Annotated in this window: 17 protein-coding genes; 1 reads left to right on the top strand and 16 read right to left on the bottom strand. The window is 47.8% G+C overall.

Features of this window, described 5'->3' with window-relative positions:
* The 10 genes from H7C18_RS17685 to H7C18_RS17640 all read right to left on the bottom strand — a co-directional run bounded on the left by H7C18_RS17685 (position 1) and on the right by H7C18_RS17640 (position 10,787).
* The gene (locus H7C18_RS17685) at positions 1–915 is read right to left on the bottom strand and encodes a sugar phosphate isomerase/epimerase family protein (RefSeq protein ID WP_185130409.1); all 915 of its coding nucleotides are present in this window, start codon (positions 913–915) and stop codon (positions 1–3) included.
* 5 nt (positions 916–920) lie between these two features.
* Complete coding sequence (locus H7C18_RS17680) at positions 921–1,820, bottom strand: carbohydrate ABC transporter permease (protein ID WP_185130408.1); 900 nt, start codon at positions 1,818–1,820, stop codon at positions 921–923.
* A 10-nt stretch (positions 1,821–1,830) separates the two neighbouring features.
* Positions 1,831–2,739: an ABC transporter permease gene (locus H7C18_RS17675; protein WP_185130407.1), complete on the bottom strand. Its 909-nt coding sequence runs from the start codon at positions 2,737–2,739 to the stop codon at positions 1,831–1,833.
* Positions 2,740–2,823: 84 nt separating this feature from the next.
* On the bottom strand, positions 2,824–4,563 hold the full coding sequence (locus H7C18_RS17670) for a type 2 periplasmic-binding domain-containing protein (RefSeq protein WP_185130406.1): 1,740 nt from the start codon (positions 4,561–4,563) through the stop codon (positions 2,824–2,826).
* A gap of 341 nt (positions 4,564–4,904) precedes the next feature.
* A complete protein-coding gene (locus H7C18_RS17665) occupies positions 4,905–5,339 on the bottom strand; it encodes an RbsD/FucU family protein (RefSeq protein WP_185130405.1) in 435 nt (144 codons plus the stop codon).
* A gap of 66 nt (positions 5,340–5,405) precedes the next feature.
* Positions 5,406–6,368 (bottom strand): Gfo/Idh/MocA family protein, encoded by a 963-nt coding sequence (locus H7C18_RS17660; RefSeq protein ID WP_185130404.1) that lies wholly within the window; start codon positions 6,366–6,368, stop codon positions 5,406–5,408.
* Positions 6,369–6,374: 6 nt separating this feature from the next.
* Positions 6,375–7,181: a sugar phosphate isomerase/epimerase family protein gene (locus H7C18_RS17655; protein WP_185130403.1), complete on the bottom strand. Its 807-nt coding sequence runs from the start codon at positions 7,179–7,181 to the stop codon at positions 6,375–6,377.
* 4 nt (positions 7,182–7,185) lie between these two features.
* Positions 7,186–8,514, bottom strand: coding sequence for a carbon-nitrogen hydrolase family protein (locus tag H7C18_RS17650; RefSeq protein WP_185130402.1), 1,329 nt, complete (start codon positions 8,512–8,514; stop codon positions 7,186–7,188).
* A 37-nt stretch (positions 8,515–8,551) separates the two neighbouring features.
* A complete protein-coding gene (dgoD, locus tag H7C18_RS17645; protein WP_185130401.1) occupies positions 8,552–9,700 on the bottom strand; it encodes a galactonate dehydratase in 1,149 nt (382 codons plus the stop codon).
* A 37-nt stretch (positions 9,701–9,737) separates the two neighbouring features.
* Entirely contained in the window at positions 9,738–10,787 is a 1,050-nt protein-coding gene (locus H7C18_RS17640; RefSeq protein WP_185130400.1) for an aldo/keto reductase, read from the bottom strand.
* A gap of 526 nt (positions 10,788–11,313) precedes the next feature.
* Between H7C18_RS17640 and H7C18_RS17635 the strand changes: the two genes are divergently transcribed.
* Positions 11,314–12,567 carry an ROK family transcriptional regulator gene (locus H7C18_RS17635; RefSeq protein ID WP_185130399.1) on the top strand — a complete coding sequence of 418 codons (1,254 nt, stop codon included), beginning with the start codon at positions 11,314–11,316 and terminating at the stop codon, positions 12,565–12,567.
* Between the two features lie 745 nt (positions 12,568–13,312).
* On the opposite strand, the gene H7C18_RS17630 is transcribed toward H7C18_RS17635, so the two are convergent.
* The 6 genes from H7C18_RS17630 to H7C18_RS17615 all read right to left on the bottom strand — a co-directional run bounded on the left by H7C18_RS17630 (position 13,313) and on the right by H7C18_RS17615 (position 19,566).
* Complete coding sequence (locus H7C18_RS17630; RefSeq protein WP_185130398.1) at positions 13,313–14,275, bottom strand: ROK family protein; 963 nt, start codon at positions 14,273–14,275, stop codon at positions 13,313–13,315.
* 28 nt (positions 14,276–14,303) lie between these two features.
* Positions 14,304–15,005, bottom strand: a complete 702-nt coding sequence (locus H7C18_RS17625; RefSeq protein WP_185130397.1) for an N-acetylmannosamine-6-phosphate 2-epimerase — start codon at positions 15,003–15,005, stop codon at positions 14,304–14,306.
* Between the two features lie 17 nt (positions 15,006–15,022).
* Positions 15,023–17,422 (bottom strand): DUF4855 domain-containing protein, encoded by a 2,400-nt coding sequence (locus H7C18_RS17620; protein WP_185130396.1) that lies wholly within the window; start codon positions 17,420–17,422, stop codon positions 15,023–15,025.
* A gap of 162 nt (positions 17,423–17,584) precedes the next feature.
* Positions 17,585–17,713 carry a hypothetical protein gene (locus H7C18_RS35565; protein WP_273386924.1) on the bottom strand — a complete coding sequence of 43 codons (129 nt, stop codon included), beginning with the start codon at positions 17,711–17,713 and terminating at the stop codon, positions 17,585–17,587.
* Positions 17,714–17,764: 51 nt separating this feature from the next.
* Positions 17,765–17,887, bottom strand: coding sequence for a hypothetical protein (locus H7C18_RS35560; RefSeq protein WP_273386922.1), 123 nt, complete (start codon positions 17,885–17,887; stop codon positions 17,765–17,767).
* Positions 17,888–18,003: 116 nt separating this feature from the next.
* Complete coding sequence (locus tag H7C18_RS17615) at positions 18,004–19,566, bottom strand: FAD-dependent oxidoreductase (protein ID WP_185130395.1); 1,563 nt, start codon at positions 19,564–19,566, stop codon at positions 18,004–18,006.
* Positions 19,567–19,581: the final 15 nt, after the last annotated feature.

The following is a 19,581-nucleotide window of genomic DNA, read 5'->3' as shown; positions in this document are numbered from 1 at the left end:
TTACTCCTTCTCTGAGAGGATCTGATTCATTATTTTTCCTACGTACGCACATGAAGTAAACATCTCATCTTCTGACAGATGCTCCAAATAGATTTCAACATTCGGTTTATGTTCGGTCAGCAGCCGCAAATATAAAGGATAATTCAAATCCCCTTTACCTGCCGCCGGTTGAATGTTAATCGGTTGGGCCATGTCGTCGTACTGACGGTAATTGAAGTCTTTAGCGTGGGCGATAAGTATCCGGTCTCCAAGTCGATCGAACGCTTCCTTGATGATGTCGTCTTGCTTTGTTGCATCGCGCTTGCGGATATAGTTGCATGGATCCATCACAATTCCGATATTGGAGGAAGGAATCTCCTGAAGCACGCGATGCATCCGTTCAGGTGTATCGATAACATTGTTGAAAAACCCCTCAAGCCCAACAAATACTCCCCACTTTTCAGCTTCCTCGGTGATCTCCTCTACCACGTTTCTCAAGAGCTTCCAATTGTCTTCGTTTTGATTGTCTGGGTGGGGGTCCCACTGGCTTTCTCGGTTGGCTGTTCCAGTTTCCGTTGAGACGGCGCTCGCGCCAAAATCCCTGGCAAACCGAAGATGCTCCTTAAATTGATTGATTAAGTAACGACGATTTTCGTGATCCGGATGGATCAAATTAGAGTAACAGCCCAGGATGGGAATCCGTACGCCATGGCGATCGAATTCTTCTGCCACGAGGTTCGCCACACCGGTACTTAATCTCCCCAGCCGGTGGTCGATATCGACGATTTGGTTCATTTCCAAATGAGTGGAGCGAAATCCGTAAAGGCTAATCTTTCGGGCCAATTCCTGGTAACCGATCGGACCAAACGCAACGGAGCATACCCCAAATTTCATTGCAGTTCCCTCCAAAATATAAATGACCATTTGTAAAAACAAGCAGATTACTCCTTAACCGAACCAATCATTACCCCTTGAACAAAATACTTTTGTGCGAGCGGATATAGGAATAAAACCGGTACAGATGTCACAATAATGACGGAGTACTTCAATAGATTTTTCATATCCTCGAACTGTTGATACATCTCGGGTGATAGATTCATCGATTGCATATTTACATTATTCAAAACTAGAATTTGTCTCAAAATAAGCTGCAGTGGGTAAAGATCGTCGTGATTTAAAAATATTAAAGCGTTAAAATAGGAGTTCCATGAACCAACAGCCGACCAAAGAACCAATACCGCGATAACCGGCTTGGAAAGCGGAATCACCATTTTCAATAGAAAACGGATATCACTGCAACCATCAATTTGAGCAGCTTCGTAAAGTTCATCCGGTATGTTCTGTTGAAAGAACGTCTTTGCCACTAGAACCGAGAACACATTAAAGGCGGATGGTACAATAATCGACCACATTGTATTGATCATCCCCAGCGACTTAACTACCAAATAATAGGGGATTAACCCTCCGCTAAAGAGCATGGCAAATAGCAGTATCCAAATGAAAAATCTTCTTCCGTAAAACGTTTTTCGTGAAAGCGGATAAGCCATCATTATCGTTAGGGACACACTTAGAATGGTTCCCAAAACCGTATAAACTGCAGAATTGATATAACCCGTACCGATACTCGGATAGAGCAACACTGCTTTATAACCACTCAATGTCGGATGCACAGGCCATAGCCAGACATCACCCGACAGCACAGCATTGGAAGAACTGAAAGAAGAACTTAGGATATAGATGAGTGGATAAGCGATTGAAATACCAATCAAACTCAGAATAATGTATAAAAATAATAAGAAGAGACGGTCTCCCCTAGGTTCTCGGATAGCAGAGGTATTCATTTCTTCCTCCTCAAAATAGACTCGACTCTGTCAGTCTTTTAGCCATGAAATTAGAAATCATAATTAGAACGAATCCGATGACAGAGTTAAATAAACCAACTGCTACAGAGAAACTGTAGTTCGCGTCTACTAAGCCGACTTTATATACATAAGTCGAGATAATCTCGGAAGTACTTTGATTCAGAATATTTTGAAGAAGAAAAACCTTTTCGAATCCTATACCCAGCAGCCCGCCGATGGATAAAATAAAGAGCACAATGATCGTCGGCTGAATTGCCGGCAAGTCGATACGAAAGACTTTTTGTATCCGAGATGCTCCATCTATTCTCGCCGCTTCATACAGTTCAGGGTTTACGCCGGACAAAGCGGCCAAATAGAGGACAGCACCGTAGCCGGTTTCTTGCCAAACGCCAGACCAAGCATATAGCGAAGGAAAAGCATTAGGACTTCCCATAATATCGGGAAGCGAGTCAATACCCAATAAGCGACCAATTTGTCCGTATAGTCCTGCGGTCGGTGATAGGATAATATCCATCAACCCTACCAATACAACCGTAGATATAAAATACGGCATATAGGTAACCATTTGCACCGTCCGTTTAAAACGTCTATTTTTAATCTCGTTCAATGCAATTGCAAGGAAAATGGCGGATAGCGTGCCCACAATCAAGGAATAAATGCTGACTCTTAGTGTATTTTTTATGATGGGTCCAAAATATGGCGAACTAAAGAAAAAGTCGAACTGCTTCCAGCCAGACCAATTGCTATGCCAAATCCCTTGTACTGGGTTATAGTCCCTGAAAGCGATCTGAACGCCTAACATAGGTATGTAATTAAAGGTAATCAAAAAGGCGAAGGGGAGTGCAATCACCAAGTATAGTTGCCAGTGCTTTAAGATTTTTTTCGTAATGACATTCAAATGTGATTCCCCATTCCATAATATTGTGGATGTTTGAGGGCATCGAACGACGAGCCCTCAAACACCCCAATAGATCATGTACGTTTATTTAAGCGACAACAAGTAATTTAGAGCATCTTGATCAGGTTTAAATGCGCTGGTATCAAACGGCTTCCCCATACTATCTTGCGACATTTTTAAATAGTCGTTCAGACCAAGATTATCGAGGCCTTTGATATACGCATCCCAATCTTTATCCAACGATTTGTTACCTGCGATAAATGAAGCGGTCCACTCATCTACGTACTTTTTGATGTTCGTTTTATATACCGCGTATTGTTGAACTTGATCAACCGGCACCCATACTACGCCCGGGTAAACTTGCGCCGGTTGGTGTCCAACATAATTCAGCAAAGTCTCTAGATGGAGTGTCGTTTGCGAGCCTCCTGGTTGCAGCGGCGGCACAGCAACGATGGAAAGGTTCCTCAACAACTCCGAACCATACATAGGCCCCATTGCGTCCCAGCCTTCATTTTGTTTCGTTCCTCCGGAATAAAATCCAGTCTTACTGTCGCCTTTATCCGTATAGAGTGACTGTTGACCATTCAGGCCCAACTCTCCTGGTTGAGCTTTCTTCCAGTACTCGCCCTCCGGTCCAAACTGCAACATTTCGGTTCCGAGAGGGCTCCAAACGAAATTCAAGAATTTCATCATTGCGATTTGTTGTTCTTTTGTTGACTTTTTGGTCATCACAAACGTCAGAGATGTCGGCTGGTTTCCAAAGAATGCCGCCTCCTGGAGGCCATCGGGACCCTTCAACGGCGGAACAGTCCGCCAGTATTGAAAATCTGGGTGCATATCTCCGCCTTCTAACTCGTTATTTGATCCTCCGGCGGCAAAGACTCCGACTTTATTCTGTGCTAAATTTCTTTTTAAGACGTCATCTTTCTGGCTCAGGAATTGCGGATCTATTAAACCCTTCGCATACAACTCATGAATGTACTCTAATCCCTTCCTCCATTCCGGTGAAGAAGGAGAGAAGCTTACTTTGCCATCCTCTACATCGAAGTAGTTGTCGTCGTTATCATAAGCAAACGCATTCATTAAAAAGACGACTGGATTTGAGTGCCAACCATCAGTAGAACCTGTCAGCGGGATAAAGTCTTTCCCTTGCTTATCTTTAAAGACCTGAAGCACATGCTCGAATTCTTCCGGTGTCGTTGGCATCTGCAATCCATATTCGTCTAGCAGCTTCGTATTCAACCACAATTTCGCGGCATAGTAACAATGCAAGCAATAGTTATATTGAGGTAGACCATAAATATTGCCGTCTGGAGCGGTAGAAATCTCTTTGATCCCTGGGATGGTGTCTAAGGCTTCCTGAATGTTGGGGGCATATTCCTTGATAAGGTCGTTCAACGGCACTAAGATTCCCTGTTGAGAATATTTCAGAATATCGGAGGTATCAAAACTTCCGTTCCAGAATACCTCGGGATAGTCGCCGCTTGCCATCAGCAGGGATTGTTTTGTACTAATATCACTCTGAGGCACGGTCATCCAATCAATTTTCATATTAAATTCATTTTCTACATATTGAGTGAACTTGTTCGTATTCAAATCAGCAACCAAGGCGGATGGCGACGCAAAGAAGGAAATTTTAACGGGTTGGCCAGATGGTTTATCGTCGGCAGTTTGACTATTGGATTGCGTAGACGAACTGTTAGTACTAGATGCTTGAGCCCCGTTATTTGAAGATTGGGCCCCATTATTACTACACGCCGCAGTGAAAACAACCATCAAAAGCATAACAATTAACATAACTTTGGATGATTTTCTAATCTTCATTCAGATTGACCTCCCGCTCCGCACGATTTAATTTAAAACATTACAAATCGAAAACATAAACTTATAACAAACCGACAACCCCCTTGCCTTTTAGCCCCCCTTTTCCAAATTATAGTTTAAAAATTACCAGTAAGCGATTTCATTTCACTGTTTTTATATTACGGCATTACATTACTTATGTCAATATTTGTACTTTATATTGGGATATTTATTTTCTCATTCCTGCATTTAGAAAGAGAAAATCAATGATAGTAGATGATTTAGAGCAAATAATACATCTATTATTTACAAAACAAAGTACACAGGAATTTACTTATGTCAAATATATATATAAGTAAGTGTTAGTTATTTTCACGAACAACCCCTTTCTTTAATATAAGATTCCCTTTAAACGCCATATCACTTGTTGCCACAACAGCGAAAGCATGTTTGGCACGTTCGTAAAAAGCAAATCTGTCTACGTAATCAAAGTCCGTAAAAGAAGCCTCATATCTTCGAATAATATTCATGTATTCTTCCCACACAACAGGTGCTTGTTCATTTGGAAGAAGAGACATGACAGCAGCAGGACGTTCGACTTTTAGATCCAAAGGGAAATAAATCATAATCGCTTCAAGGAGCTTAATGATGGAATGCCCATCGCACCGGACTAAACGCTTCCCGCAAGTAGCAGCAGGAAAATTCCCATCGGATAAGACCAACTCATCTCCATGACCCATTTCCATAAGAGTTTTCATCAAATCCGGCGATAAGATCATTGGAATCCCTTTTAGCAACTCTGTTCATCCTTTCCATAATGAAATACAAGCTGATTCCCGCATGCAGGAATCAGCTAGTTTTGGTCAGTCTTCAAGAATTGCTTTTGCAAGAATCTTCTCCGCAACTTCCATCGTTTTAAGAGCATCGGCAAAATGGGAAGAAGGCTGCTTTCCTTCCTTTAAACAATCTAAAAATTCACGATGTTTGCTTTGGAAACCGCCATACAGATAGAACTCATCCCCTCCGGCTATTTTACGCGCATCGTATTCTATTCCTTTTGTATCTCCATCTGCATAGAGATAACCCTTATTTTCGTGCTCTGCCTCAGCGCAAATATTTTGCGAGTGCATTTCTACTGCAAAAATCCTTCTTCCGCTAGACCAGCTGTTTAATAAGTATCCGGTTGAACCGTTGTCGAAATGAAGGGTAGCGGATATAAAATTGATATCAGGCACGCCAATACGCCTTGTCTTACTTTCAATTTTGGTTACTTCCCCCCCGCACATCCATCGCAGCGTGTCGATAGAGTGAACCGTATCATCCATCATTCGATCGCGAGCACCCAAAAACGGCACCATCTCCGACTTGTAGAACTTGCAAGTCGCATGAGTGATCGGCCCTCTTTTTAAACACTCATTACGCAGCATAGCTACCATTGGAGAACTGCGTCTTTGAAAGCTTACTTGCGTGATGCAATTATTTTTCTCTGCCATATATGTGAGTGCCCTGGCTTGATGGATCGTTATTCCGAGAGGCTTCTCAATATACAAATGTAACTTCTGCTCGAGACACCACATCCAAACATCATAAAGAATGTGTGGTTGTCCGATTACATATACGGCATCCGGCTCGGTTTTGAAAACCATCTCCTTGTAATCGGTAAAGCGATTCGTCACTCGGTATTTATCGGCTGTCAAATTCAGTCGTTCCGTATTCACATCGCAAATTCCTACAATCTCTACGTCTTCAAAGGACGCCAGTGAAGGATAATGAACATTGTTGGCCATATGCCCAGCACCAACAACAGCAACTCTTGTTTTCTTCATTCCCTCTCAAGCCTCCTCTCCGATAAATAATTGCTTGGCATAATTAATATCCAGTTGAATTAAGCGGTTCACGTCATCCTCATTTGTATACTCAGCAGTTAAACATACGACTCCATGATAATTTCGATATTTCAAGTATTCTACTGCTCTTCTCCAGGATGCCAGACCTTGGCTTCCCAACGTGAAATAGCGTTTCCATTCGGCCTGTTGCGCTTCCGGACCATTGCTTCTTTTATAGTAGGCATTTTTGAAATTGACCATGCAAAGATGGGACCATACGATATCCAATCCATATTCCGGCTGCTGCCCGGCCAACGCATCATGAGCAGCGTCCCAAATAGCTCCAATGTGCTTGGGTTCGAAACCTTCGATCAAGTGCAACATGCCTGTGGAATCAACGACATTATCGCCATAATGCTGTTGAAGCCCAACCTTAACTCCATATTTCTCACATAAAGGAACCAGACTTTCCAGTTGGCGTCTCACCCTTTGTTCAGATGCTAAATACCCTTCGCCCTTCGTAATATCAGGCATGATTCTAATAATAGGGATTCCGGCCTCTGCACACCCGGCAAATACGTGTTCGTCCGTTACGCTAGCAACACTGAAAATCTTCAGACCGTGTTCGGATAGTTGTTGCACAAGCTTCAGCAATCCCTTTTCTGCATCCTTTGGTTCCAGCAGATATCCTTCCCTCAACGGGAATTCAATACCATCGAATCCCCAGCCGCTGATTTGTTTGCCCATTTCCCAAACGGACAGACTTTTCCATGGTTTCGTAAAGACAGAAAAACTGATCGAGCCTTTTTTCATCGTTCTATTCTCCCTTTTTCTTTGTTAGCGTTAGTTCAGACTGAATTTGATCAAACAACCCTTTTTTCTGCTCGCGGCGGTTTCTTCTACCGCCGGGGGCGGATCTCATAGGCCCTCCCCAATTATGAGGAGAAGGAGATACATTTAAATCTAAAGATGCAAAGAGAATCTTAATCCCAAAGACTTCTTCTCGATATACATCACTAAATGTATTGTCGCAATTGGCAAATCGCGTCGGATCTGCATTGGGATTCTGCACCTCTGCGCCTGAAGTATCCCAAATGCCCATTGGACAATCCAAACTGCTCGCTACGATCCTGACACAGTTATCGGAAGCTCGAGCAGGAATGATGCTTTGATAGTACCCTGCGCTCGGGAATAAAATGATTTCGGCTCCCTTTAGCGCAAGCAGCTCAGTCACATCTGTGAACCAACTGTCATAGCAGATCATCATGCCGATTTTACCAAAATCGGTATCAAATACAGGGACATCCTCCCCTGGGGCCACCCCTCCATCTAACAATTCAGAAGTAAACGGATGGTTTTTATCGTACCTTCCGACGATTTGCCCGTTTCTATCCATGATTAGTCCGGTATTATATAGATAACCGTCAGATTGATCCAAATGGAAAAAAGTGCCCGAGACATACATCCGATGTTGTTTGGCTTTGCTAGACATCAATGCAGCGCTTGGGCCGTCTATATTCTCTGCATCTTCGAAGTTCTTGCTCCTGAACGTTTCCGGGAGAAGCACGAGATCTACGCCTTTTTTGCCGATAAACTCAAGAACACGCTCCCAATTCTCCAACTCGGCCATACCCTGAACACAAGCTACTCTTGCTTTTCGCGGCGGAATCGCTTCACATTCTTCAAGGGTAACAAATTTAATCCAAGCTTTGCCCTGACTGCTCAATTTGAAATAAATTCGAACTTCTCCGTTTATTTCGCCGTCGCCAGGTATAAAAAACGTGTTTTCTCCTTTGTAATGCCCTTCTGAATATGTATAATGAAAGATGCCATCATTAAAGTGTTCGGTGTAAATTGCAAACAGTAAATTCTGATAGGGTTCCACATCGTCTGAAACAGCAAATTCCACCTTCATGCGGTAGGTTTTGCCTAAAACGATTGGAATGGAAGCGTGTAAACACCCTACGCAATTTACATCCCCGTTACCTCCTGCCATCAGTACTTTCTGCCCATTCTCCTGAATCAATTTAAAAATGGGGGCTTGAGCCGGTCTAGGGTTTGTTGCCTTCCAGAATTCAGGAACTTCACCGATCATACCCTGTACAAAATTCCAGTTTGGAACAATATTTTGGGAATGGATTGTCATAAATTTTCACCTCTTTCCGAAAATGAGGGGTGCAGCACTACCACTCGGCCACCGTACCATCTTTGTGACGCCAAATCGGATTTCTCCAACGATGTCCTGTTTTCGCCATTTCCCTTACATGCTCTTCATTGATTTCAATCCCAAGTCCCGGTCCTTGAGGGATACTAACATACCCATCCCGATATTCAAAAACACTTGCGTCGGTAAGATAATCCAACACATCACTGCCTTCGTTATAATGAATGCCTAGACTTTGCTCCTGAATGAATGCATTATGAGCCGTCGCATCCACCTGCAAACAAGCAGCCAATGCGATCGGTCCCAAAGGACAATGAGGTGCCAAAGCGACATCATAGGCTTCTGCCATAGTCGCAATCTTTTTGCACTCTGTAATACCACCTGCGTGAGACAGGTCAGGTTGAATAATATTAACGTATCCCTCGTTAAGTAGTGTCTTGAACTCCCAACGCGAATACATCCGTTCGCCTGTAGCAATCGGTATCGTTGTATGCAACGCGATATCCCTAAGCGCGTCGTTATGTTCCGATAAGACAGGTTCTTCAATGAACATTAAACGAAACGGCTCCAATTCCTTGGCTAATATTTTTGCCATGGGCTTATGTACCCGACCATGAAAATCGATGCCGATGCCAAAGTAATCGCCAGCCATTTCCCGAATGGCGCGAACCCTTTCAATTACTTGGTCGATTTTTTCAAATGAATCGATGAATTGAATTTCTTCGGTCGCGTTCATTTTGATGGAGGTAAAACCTGCGTCTTTTTTTTCTAATGCTGCAAGTCCAACCTCACTTGGACGGTCTCCGCCGATCCATGAATACACTTTTATGGAATCGCGGCAAGCACCACCCAAAAGTTGATAAATTGGAGCATTATAAAATTTCCCTTTGATATCCCATAAAGCTTGATCAATACCCGATATCGCACTCATTAAGATGGGTCCGCCGCGGTAAAATCCCCCTCTGTACATGACCTGCCAGTGATCCTCTATACGAAGCGGATCCTTTCCGATTAGATACTCCATCAGTTCTTCCACAGCTGTCTTCACTGTTGCCGCTCGACCTTCTACTATGGGTTCACCCCAGCCTTCAAGACCTTCATCGGTGGTTAATTTAATAAATAGCCAGCGAGGAGGCACAATAAAGGTTTCGTAGCCTGTTATTCTCATGGAATCCCTTCTTTCTTCATGACATGTTGACATTGTTTCACTCAATTCGACTGTTATATCGATTTTCATAATAGTCAGGGTTAGATCCAAGTTTTTTCAAAATAGGCTTCGTAATTTCGTTCAACTGATTATATAGTTCGCTACTGAGTTGATAATACGTGCTATGCAGGTTAGATTTTAGTTGTTCGATATTGCGCGAACCAACGATTGTGGTAGCCACGTTCCGATTGGCGATAACCCATGCAAGAGAAAAAACGGAGATAGGGGTTTTCAATTGATCCGCTAATTCATGCAGTTTTGACAGCGCTTCAACGATTTCTTCTTCTGCCCCTTCCTCATGATGCCTGGCTCCCTCCCCTCTTACATGGTGGAAGTGACGAGACCTTGCCTGCATGGGTTTTATTTCATCCAAACTTTTGTACTTCCCGCTTAGCAATCCCTGTTGAAGGGGCATGTATCCTATTGCGCCGATATGATTAGATACACAATGCGGCAAAATTTCTTCTTCGATGCCCCTCGAAAATAAATTGTACGCAAGTTCATTGGCTACAACCTGCACGCCAGTAGCCTTTACTTGATTCATTTGCTTCACGCCATGATTGCTAATGCCGATATATCTGATTTTCCCCTCCTTTTGCAAAGTGGATAAGGTCCCAAAAGCTTCTTCTATAGAAGGAGGAGTATCGATGACAGCACGATCATTCGTAAAATGCTCGATCCCGTGCGGGGTAATTGGCCAATGTACCATATATAAATCAATATAATCGCTTTGTAGACGCCTTAAGGAATCTTCACATCGCTGTCGTAAAACGGATGGTGAAGTATTGGCCGGGGTAACCTTCGTTCCTATAATTGCCTTGTGCCTGATCCCCTTCAAAGCAGTGCCCAGCGATCGTTCGCTCTCACCGTCATTGTAAACCTCGGCGGTATCAAAATAATTAATATCTAAATCCAAAGCACGATGGACTACCTCATCCACATCTTTCTGATTTTGGGGACCCCAGTATTTACCACCGCCATATTGCCAGCATCCCATCCCCAAAACGCTCAGATATAAATCAGAGAATCCCAGTCTTCGCTTTTCCATGGTTTAGCCCCTTATTCCTCTTTTAGACGTGCGACGACTTTCATTGATACTTGGTACATTGGTTTAGTTAAGTTTTCAATCTACAATTCAGTTTAAGCAGGATTTATTGAACACGTTTACTATACATCCTATTCCACAGTTACGTCAATATACGAATTAACTATTTAATTGCTTTCTAAATTAAGTCCCTTTGATCGGGGCCAAGAGTCATAAAAACGGTTAAATCCGAAGAGACTAGTGTAAATGTAAATTGTCAAAGAACCTGACTTTGTTTTATAATGTTCATATGTACCGTATAGCTCTAATTATTCTTGTTAAACCATAAGAAAAACGCGTCTGTGTCCACACCGCAATCCCTGTAGAATTGCGGATACAGAATGCAATTGAATATTAAGGGTGTAAATTATGCAATCTTTTAAATTTATTTTGTTGCAAAGATTGGCGCACTGTGTGAACTCGGTTTAGGAAAACAATGATTTACTCCCACATATGTAAACATAAAAACAAAAGGAGGTCCATATATAAAATGGATAGTATCAATAATGTTGGCGATCAAAAGGGCACTAAAGTCAGTATTATCCAAGCACTAAGGATGTATGGAGCTCTTTCAAGAATTGAACTTACAAAAATGACTGGGCTAAGCCGAGCAACGATCTCTGTAGCCATTGCGGAATTAATACAATTAAATCTAGTGAAGGAAACGGAGTCTCGTTACACCACCGGAGGCAGACCAGCAACGTTACTGGAGTTATGCCCAAATTCTATTGTTGTCCTTGGTGCTGATTATAGTAACCAAATTTGGACATTAGGGGCGTTCGATTTACATGGGAATTTAATTAACAAATTAACAATCCCTTCAAATGATAGTTCACCTCAAGTCGTAGTTAAAACACTGACCAAGCATTTAAACAATTTTGTCGATACGCTCGAGACCAAACCAATCCAGTTGATTGGATTAGGCATGCCGGGACTCATTGACATCAATCGAGGTGTTATCAATAGTGCCTCTGATTTGGGATGGTGTGAAGTTGATATAAGTACCATGATTCAGCAAGAGACTGGTTGGCAAACAGCTGTGATAAACAGACATCGAGCTCGTGGTCTATCAGAATGTCGTTTTGGTTCTGGGAAGGATTTTAGCCAAGTCATTTATATTGGTATAGGTACGGGAATTGCGGCTGGATTGCTGAACGATAGTCAACTTGTAACCGGCGCAATCGGGGGGGCAGGTGAGTTGGGCCATATTACTATTGATCCGGATGGACCATTATGCCCTTGCGGCAATCAAGGATGCTTGCAACAATTGTCAACAGGGCCTGCCATGGAGCAGGAAGTACGAATGCTACTTCGTAATGGCGCTCAAAGTTCCTTCCTCTATCCTGACGTTAATTACGATTTGCAGCTTATTAAAGCGGATAAGATTTGCTCCGGTGCTGATGCGGGAGATGAGTTGTGCATGAAAGTCGTTCACAAAGCAGCCTCCTATCTAGGTATTGCAATGGCAAACCTTGTTAACATTTTAAATCCCGAGGCCATTATTTTAGGGGGTCCTATTCCAACAGGGAATGAATATTACTTAAAAATTGCCACTCATGTTATGAACCAACGGGCAATGAGTCCGCTAACTGCGAATGTGGTAGTTAAAAAATCAGTATATAATGAAATCGGAGGCGCATTGGGGGCAGCAATCTTCGCGCTAGATAAGCATATGGCTTACTCATTATTTAAGAAAGAATTACCAATTGAAGAATCGCTCTCGAATGATATCATTCCTACTTGAAATAATAATTGTTTTACAACTTGTAAAGCGATTTAAAAGTTCATGCCCTGTTGAAAAATTGACTATAGCTATTTAGTTCAGCGGATCATATCTAGACAGCGATCCGAAGTCCATCGGGCGATCGGCCACTCGGTGCTCAGCCTCAGCGTCGACAGGCAGCAGGAATAGGAGCAGCGAGAGCAGATGGAACGGCTTGCCCTCGTTGCCCCCATCCTATTCCGCGCAATTCCAGGCGGATTCGCCGGAGCAGCCTCCGCGGAACGCTAACAGCTCTGACGTCGCAATAAGCCGTGCCTGTTCTTCATCTTGCAACTGGCTTGCAAAAACAGGACCGACTTTTAAAGGGGACCCGTGCCTGAAGGCGGCGGATCCCCTTTCGTTTGAGAGTTGCCTTACGATGAACGATGCCCCTCTCTTCGTTTCGAACCCCGAGCAGAGCCATCGCACCAGGGGCCTTGTTGAGATAATAAGCGAAATCTTCGCCGGACAGGCTCGGTTTGTCCAGCCGAACGACCTGCTCCTCCCCAAAAACTCGGACTCCCGCCTTCGCAAACGCTCTACCGCTCCGATCTCGTTGATCAGCGCCTTGCCCATCCTCAAGCGAAGTTCACACGTTCCTCTGAATATGGACGACGCCTTCGTGCGTGAGGCCGTGCAATAAAGCGGCACTCAAGGCGTACGCGTAACTTGGCCTCACCTTTCGGCTTGTCGGGTTTTCAGTTGGACGGCTTGATCCGATCTGCCGTCACGAATACTCCCATAATTGCTGTGCGGCTCCAAGCATTCCGCTCCGGCTTCCCGAGCTGGCGCCTTCAATTCGAACGTTCCGATACATGGAAGGCATCGCTCTGCGCTTGACTTCGTTCCGGATTTTGGCGAAGAAAGCTTCGCCGGATTCCGCGACGCCTCCGCCGATGACGATAGTATCGGGATTGACGATATGAATGAGACTGGCGATAGCCGAGCTTAAGGCAGCGACCGCTTCGTCGATAACCTGCTCCGCTATCTCGTCTCCTTGCCGCCACCGGGCAAAAACCTCTCTGGCATCGGGAACCGTCGGCGCATCTGCGCCGACTCGTTCCCTCATCTTCAACCGTTCGTTCATTCTTCTCGCGATGGAGGATCCCGACGCATACAGTTCCAGGCATCCCAAATTGCCGCAGATGCATCGCGGTCCTCGAAAATCGACGGTCATGTGACCGAATTCGCCCGCCCCGCCGAATGCGCCGCGGACTAACTTCCCTTCCGACAGGAGGGCTCCTCCGACGCCGGTCCCCAAGGCGATGCAAATCATGTACTTCGAATGCCGGCCGGACCCGAACCGCTTCTCGGCCAGCGCAAGAACGTTGACATCATTATCCACATATACCGGCAATGAAAATTCGCGTTCCAGCAGCTCCCGAATGGGCGTTCCCGTATAATCCGGCAGCAAATCGTTGGCATAATGCACCGTGCCCGAAGCAAAATCGATTTGTCCGGCGCTCCCAACGCCGATGCCTTGGAGATTGAGCGGTTCTTCCCGGTCTTCAGCCAACTTCATCACGTTCCGAATGCCGGCAATCACCTGTCCGATCACCCGTCGCTCCGTGTCCACCGACGGCACGGTAAGCTCGGCGGCTACGTTGCCGGAACGATCCGTAATGCCGATATGGATTTTCGTGCCTCCAATGTCAACGCCGACGGCTTGTTCCGGCAGTGTCTTAGTCATGTTGCTCCTCCCGCAGTCAACCAAACGTTCACCAATTCCCCGCTCGCAGCTTATTGCGCAGCCACTCGTCCATACGTTCCGCGTATCGTTTCGTAATCACATGCGGGCGGGTAATGGCGGCGCCCACTACAACGTAGGAAGCTCCGAGCCGCATGGCCTGTACGGCTTCCCGCTCGCTCCATATTCTTCCTTCGGCCGCGACGGGTACCGGAACCTTCTCGGTCAGCTTCTTGACTAATTCCAGATCGGGCCCGGCCTGCCGAGGACTGTACGGGGTATAACCCGATAGAGTCGTCGAAATGATATCGGAGCCAAGACGCTCTGCAGCCATGCCTTCTTCCAATACGGATATATCGGCCATGACCTTTGCCCCGGCGGCATGAATGAAATCGATCATTTCCTTGACTTTGCTTAACCGGCCTTCGCGGTCGGTCATATCCAAAGCGACGATATCCGCGCCCGCCTCCAGAATCGCGCGAACATCTTCCATTTCGGGTGTAATATAAACAGCCGAACCGGGGATGTCCCGTTTGATGATCCCGATGACCGGCACTTCGACGGCTTCTTTAATCGCCCTGATATCCTGCGTACCGTTCGCCCGAATGCCGACCGCTCCCCCCTGCTCGGCGGCAACGGCCATTCGCTTCATCATTTCCGCGCCATGCAGAGGCTCGTCAGGAAGAGCCTGGCACGATACGATCAACCCGCTCTTCTGAAATGTGCGTCTCATACTCATACATCTCCCGATTATTGAATAAGCAGCTTCGTTCGGCTTGTCATCGTTTTTCCGTTAAACTGAAGGGTCGCTTCCACGCATACGACGCCTTTGGCGACAACTTGAAAAGACAGTTTAGCCCCGGTTTGCTCCGTCACCTGAATGCCGTCCCCCTTCACCTTCCATGTCACATCCTCCGGCGGAAACGGAACCGTAAATCCGCTCTCGAATTTGGCTACGGCCGTTATTTGCGAGACTTGCCCTACCTGCAGCTGTGAGTCTTGAGGCTTCAAATCGAACTTCGTCCATCTCGACACTTCGATCTTCACGGATTCCGCGTCAATTCCTTGTACCCGAACCCGAACCATCGCAACTCCCGGCGCGAGAGCGGTTAACGTTCCGTCTTCGGAGACGTTCAGCACATTCGGATCGCTGACCGAATATTGAACGTCCTCGGCGGGAACAAGCCGATTCGAGTCGTTTGCATCCACGACTTGAAGACCGAAGCTTTGGCCCAAGTCCATGAGGCTGTTCGGCAGCACGATCCGATAGTTCGGCGCCTGCTCGATATGGCTGTATTTCACCAGATGGACGTTATCGATATACAGTGTATTCGGCAGATGATAAGGAGCTTGCAGCTTTTGGTTGAACGACATGCGGCGAACGTCGTGAATATTGAAATTGGGTCCATCCATGTCCTTGATCGGCACGTTGATCTTCGTCCAGGCATGAGGAGCGAGCTCAAACGTTTTGCTGTACGATCTCGACCATTGCATCGCCTGGTCCATAAATTCGGCGTCCACGTACTGCGTAAGATCCGAAGGATTGTACACGTCCGCCGTCACGGAATCGTAACCGCTCCAATCGGTCTGTCCGTAAGAGGAGCCCGCCGTCAAATAGACTCTGAAGTTTGAGAACTGTGTGGTATAGTCGGCTTTCAACGATTGCGAGCCGGAAGACACGAATTGCGGATCGGTATTCAGCGATACTTTGCCCGGATTATCCGCCGTCGCCTTCAATGCCGATCCCTCGAAATCGTCGATCGTCAGCTTCGGGTCGTCCGGCTGCTCGACCGGATCGGGAGCAAGTACCCAATCCTTGAGCGTCGTCTGCCCCGGTGCGATCTGAGCTTGCCCGGTCAAATCGCGGTAGCCTTCCTTGCGGACGGTGAATGTATGTTGAACCGCGTACAAATCGGCAATTTGGTAATTTCCGCTCGCATCGCTCACCGCTTCCCGGCCGTCTACGCTTATCTCCGCATCCGGAATCGGTTGCCCCGACGGATCGACGACCCGCCCCGTCAACGTTCCTGTCGGAGGCTGATACTGCCCTTTGGAAAAATGATAAACGTCATCGTAAATGTCCCGGCCCTTCGGATTGTCGCTGTGATACAAATCGTATAAAGCATAGACGTCCTGATAATAGGCCTTAAGAGAGCCGTTCATATAGCCGTACATGACGCCTCCGGCCAAGTAATTCCGCAGCGCCTGCTCGTACCACGGATCGTCCAATACGGACGAGGTGAATTCGATCTCCACCCCTTCCCCGCTGCTGTCGGCCAATTGCGCTGTATCCCGGATTCTGTCGATCGTCGTGTTTTGATTCATATAATGATTGGGTTGAATAATTGTAAAATCAAAGCCCGCCGAGTTGCCCTGACCTTTCATTCCCGCGCCCGACCACGGAATCCAGCCGAGCTTGAGGCCTTGCTCGTGCAAGTACTGGACCGCATAGTGCACATTGTCGAGTTCGCCGGGCACCGACGTATCCAGGTCTTCCTGCATCCAGTAGAAGCCGCTTAACTTAAGATGATCGTAATTCGCCGCCCGGAAGCGCTCGATAAACTGGTCCACGTACCATTTCACGGCCAAGTTGCGGTTGTCCAGGCTGGCCAAGCTGTCGGCGGCGCCGTCGCCGTCGATGTCGCCGAATTCGGTGCTTTGGGAATCCGGGAACGGAAGCACCATATACACGTTCACCTGTTTGTCCGGATCGTGAAGCTGGTTGCCAACAGTTTTCACTGCTTGGTTCAGCGCGTCAAACTGTCGGTCCTTCTCGAACATCCGGTCCATTACCCACTGCCAGTCTGCTTTCGTGCCCGGATGAGAATCCGTCACCCAGGTATAGTAACGATGGAGGTCTCCGCCTAACGGCGTTTTGAGACCGAGAAACAAATAGGTATCATAAAAAAAGTCGTCCGGCGTTCCATGTTCGGTCAAATGCCCCACATACGGCAAAAACTTGTCCTTATCCCATTCGCCGATCTGCTGCCCGTCATAGTTGTCGGGATTATAATAACCTGCGTAAACGAGCAAAATGTTCTCCGCTCCGTCCGTCTTCGCATCGCCGGGGGGAATATAGGCTGCCGCAGCTTGCCCGCTTGCGGTCAGCAGCATGACGAGAGCCGTCAAGAAACCGATCCATCTTTTCATCACACAACCTCCTTGGCTAATATCCGGTCCGTTCTGTTCGTAAACCAAGCGCCCGGCCTTATACGTCCGGCAAACTTGAAGCCGGTCGCCGTCAAGGCGCAACACTGCGATGTCGGCGGGCGATCCCACCGATAATCCGGATGCGGCCGGAAGCTTCAACAACTACGCCGGAACCGTCGAAACCATGCGCCACGCTTCCGCGAGCGTAGCGATGCCCAGCCGTACCAGATGTTCGACGCCGTGCAGCAGCAGCTTCGCCGAAGCGGCGAGCAGTTCGGGTGCTTCCGCCAAATGCAGCCTCCCTTCCTCCGTCAGGACGACGTCGCCGCCGATTTGCGCCTCCTACCTGCCCGGCGGCATTCCGGCCAGAGACACCGCGTCGCTGACGAGGACGGATTTCCCGGCTTTGACCTTGCAGAACACTTTGAGCAGCGAGGCGGGCAGATGGAATCCGTCGGCAATCATCGCCGTCCACTGCTCATCTGCGGCGAGCTGGTCTCAAAGATACCTTCAAAACGATTTCCTCCTCGCGATCATCCGATCTTATCCGTCTGTCAGGCGGCGAAACGCCGTTTGCGGTCTTATGGCCACGACAGCTCGACGCCTCGCTTTACTAACCGGCGCTGGAACGTTTCCAGCCGCTCTTTTTTTAGACGCACCTCCTTCGGAATGACGCCTTCATCCAGACAGAACGCCGCCAGCGCCCCCGCAGCTTCTCCGATGTTCCACTCTACGGGATGGAGCCGGTAACAGCCGTTGGTGATATGCGTCGTGCCGATATTTTTGCAGGCCGGCAGCAAATTGATTAGCCGGACCGGAAGGAGCGAGCCGAGCGGAATTTGAAAGGGGAGCGACGGAATATCGATGTAGTTCCGTCCCCCCGAGCTCGGATGCAGATCGATATGATAGAAGCCGATCCCGACGCTGTCGTCGAACGTTTGCGCTCCGGATTCCCCCCGGATCTCGGGGCTGACATGCTGCTCAAGCACCGTAAATTCGGCGCGGATTCGCCTTGATTCGCGGATGTAAGGCATCTTCGCAAGGCCGTCCCGGGTGCCCACGACATCCCGCCTCAGCCGCAGTCCCGGATAACCCAGCTTGCCGTCGGGCCGCGGAGCCTCCGTCTGCATCCAATAGAGCAGCGACAAGCTGAGCTGCTTCGCGGCCTCCAAATGAGAGCGCCGTTCCTCGGGCGTCACGTCGATGATCGGTCCCAGCCAATAATCGTTCTGCGGCCAGTTAACCGCCGTGATGTCGCTTGCGAATAAGCCGGGCCGGAACTGCGACCGGTCGAGAATACGCCGATACCGCCACAACGAAAATTTGTCACCGTGCGGAAACAAGGCATATTCCACGGGCTCATGCGTACGAGGGCTGGGCGATTGCCAGCTAAGCTGAAGCGCAGGCCAAAAATCGGCCCGCCAGGCTCGCCAGAAATCGTACTGCTTCGGACGTTCGATCGTATGATCTTCGCCTTCTAAATAATCCATGACAAAGCAATAGGTGAAAGCCTGCATATCCTGCGGCATGGCGGGTCCGCCGACCGCATGGGGCTCTCCCGTCTCCGCGGCGGATTCGGCGCCGGTGACATATTCCGCGCCGACCAGTGGAAGCAGGTCGCCGCAATCCGTCGCATCCAGAAAATAGGCGCCCGTCACGGTAAGTCTCGTTCCGTCGTCCTCATGCTCCAAGGTGACACCCCGCACCCGGTCGCCGTCCGTTTCGGCGGCCACGGGTCTGACTCCTTTGACGACGGTGACGGCTCCGCTGTGCACGTAAGGGGCAAGCATCGCCTCCAGTACGGCCAGCGCGGCCCGGGGCTCGTGGCTGATGCGGCTCACCATAGCGTTGCCGGGGTTGAACAGCGGCTGGAAGGCGGCGGACGCCGTCAACGGGAAATTCCGTTTATAGTAAGAGCGGACGCCCTCCCGGAATTGGCGGTAGGCAAGCGTGCAGCCGTACTGCTCGATCCATGGATGCTCATCCGGCGGCACGGCTTGACTCGTCAATTGGCCGCCGATCCAATCGCTCTCCTCGGTCAAGATCACGGTTTTTCCGGCTTCCGCCGCGGCCAGCGCTGCGGCGCATCCCCCCGTGCTTGCGCCGATAATTATCACGTCGGCTTTCGCTTCAGTCTCTCTCACGCTCCGCGTTCCTCC

This window comes from Cohnella zeiphila (genome assembly GCF_014212055.1).
Lineage (GTDB): Bacteria > Bacillota > Bacilli > Paenibacillales > Paenibacillaceae > Cohnella > Cohnella zeiphila.
This window is presented reverse-complemented; position numbering and strand designations above follow the sequence as displayed.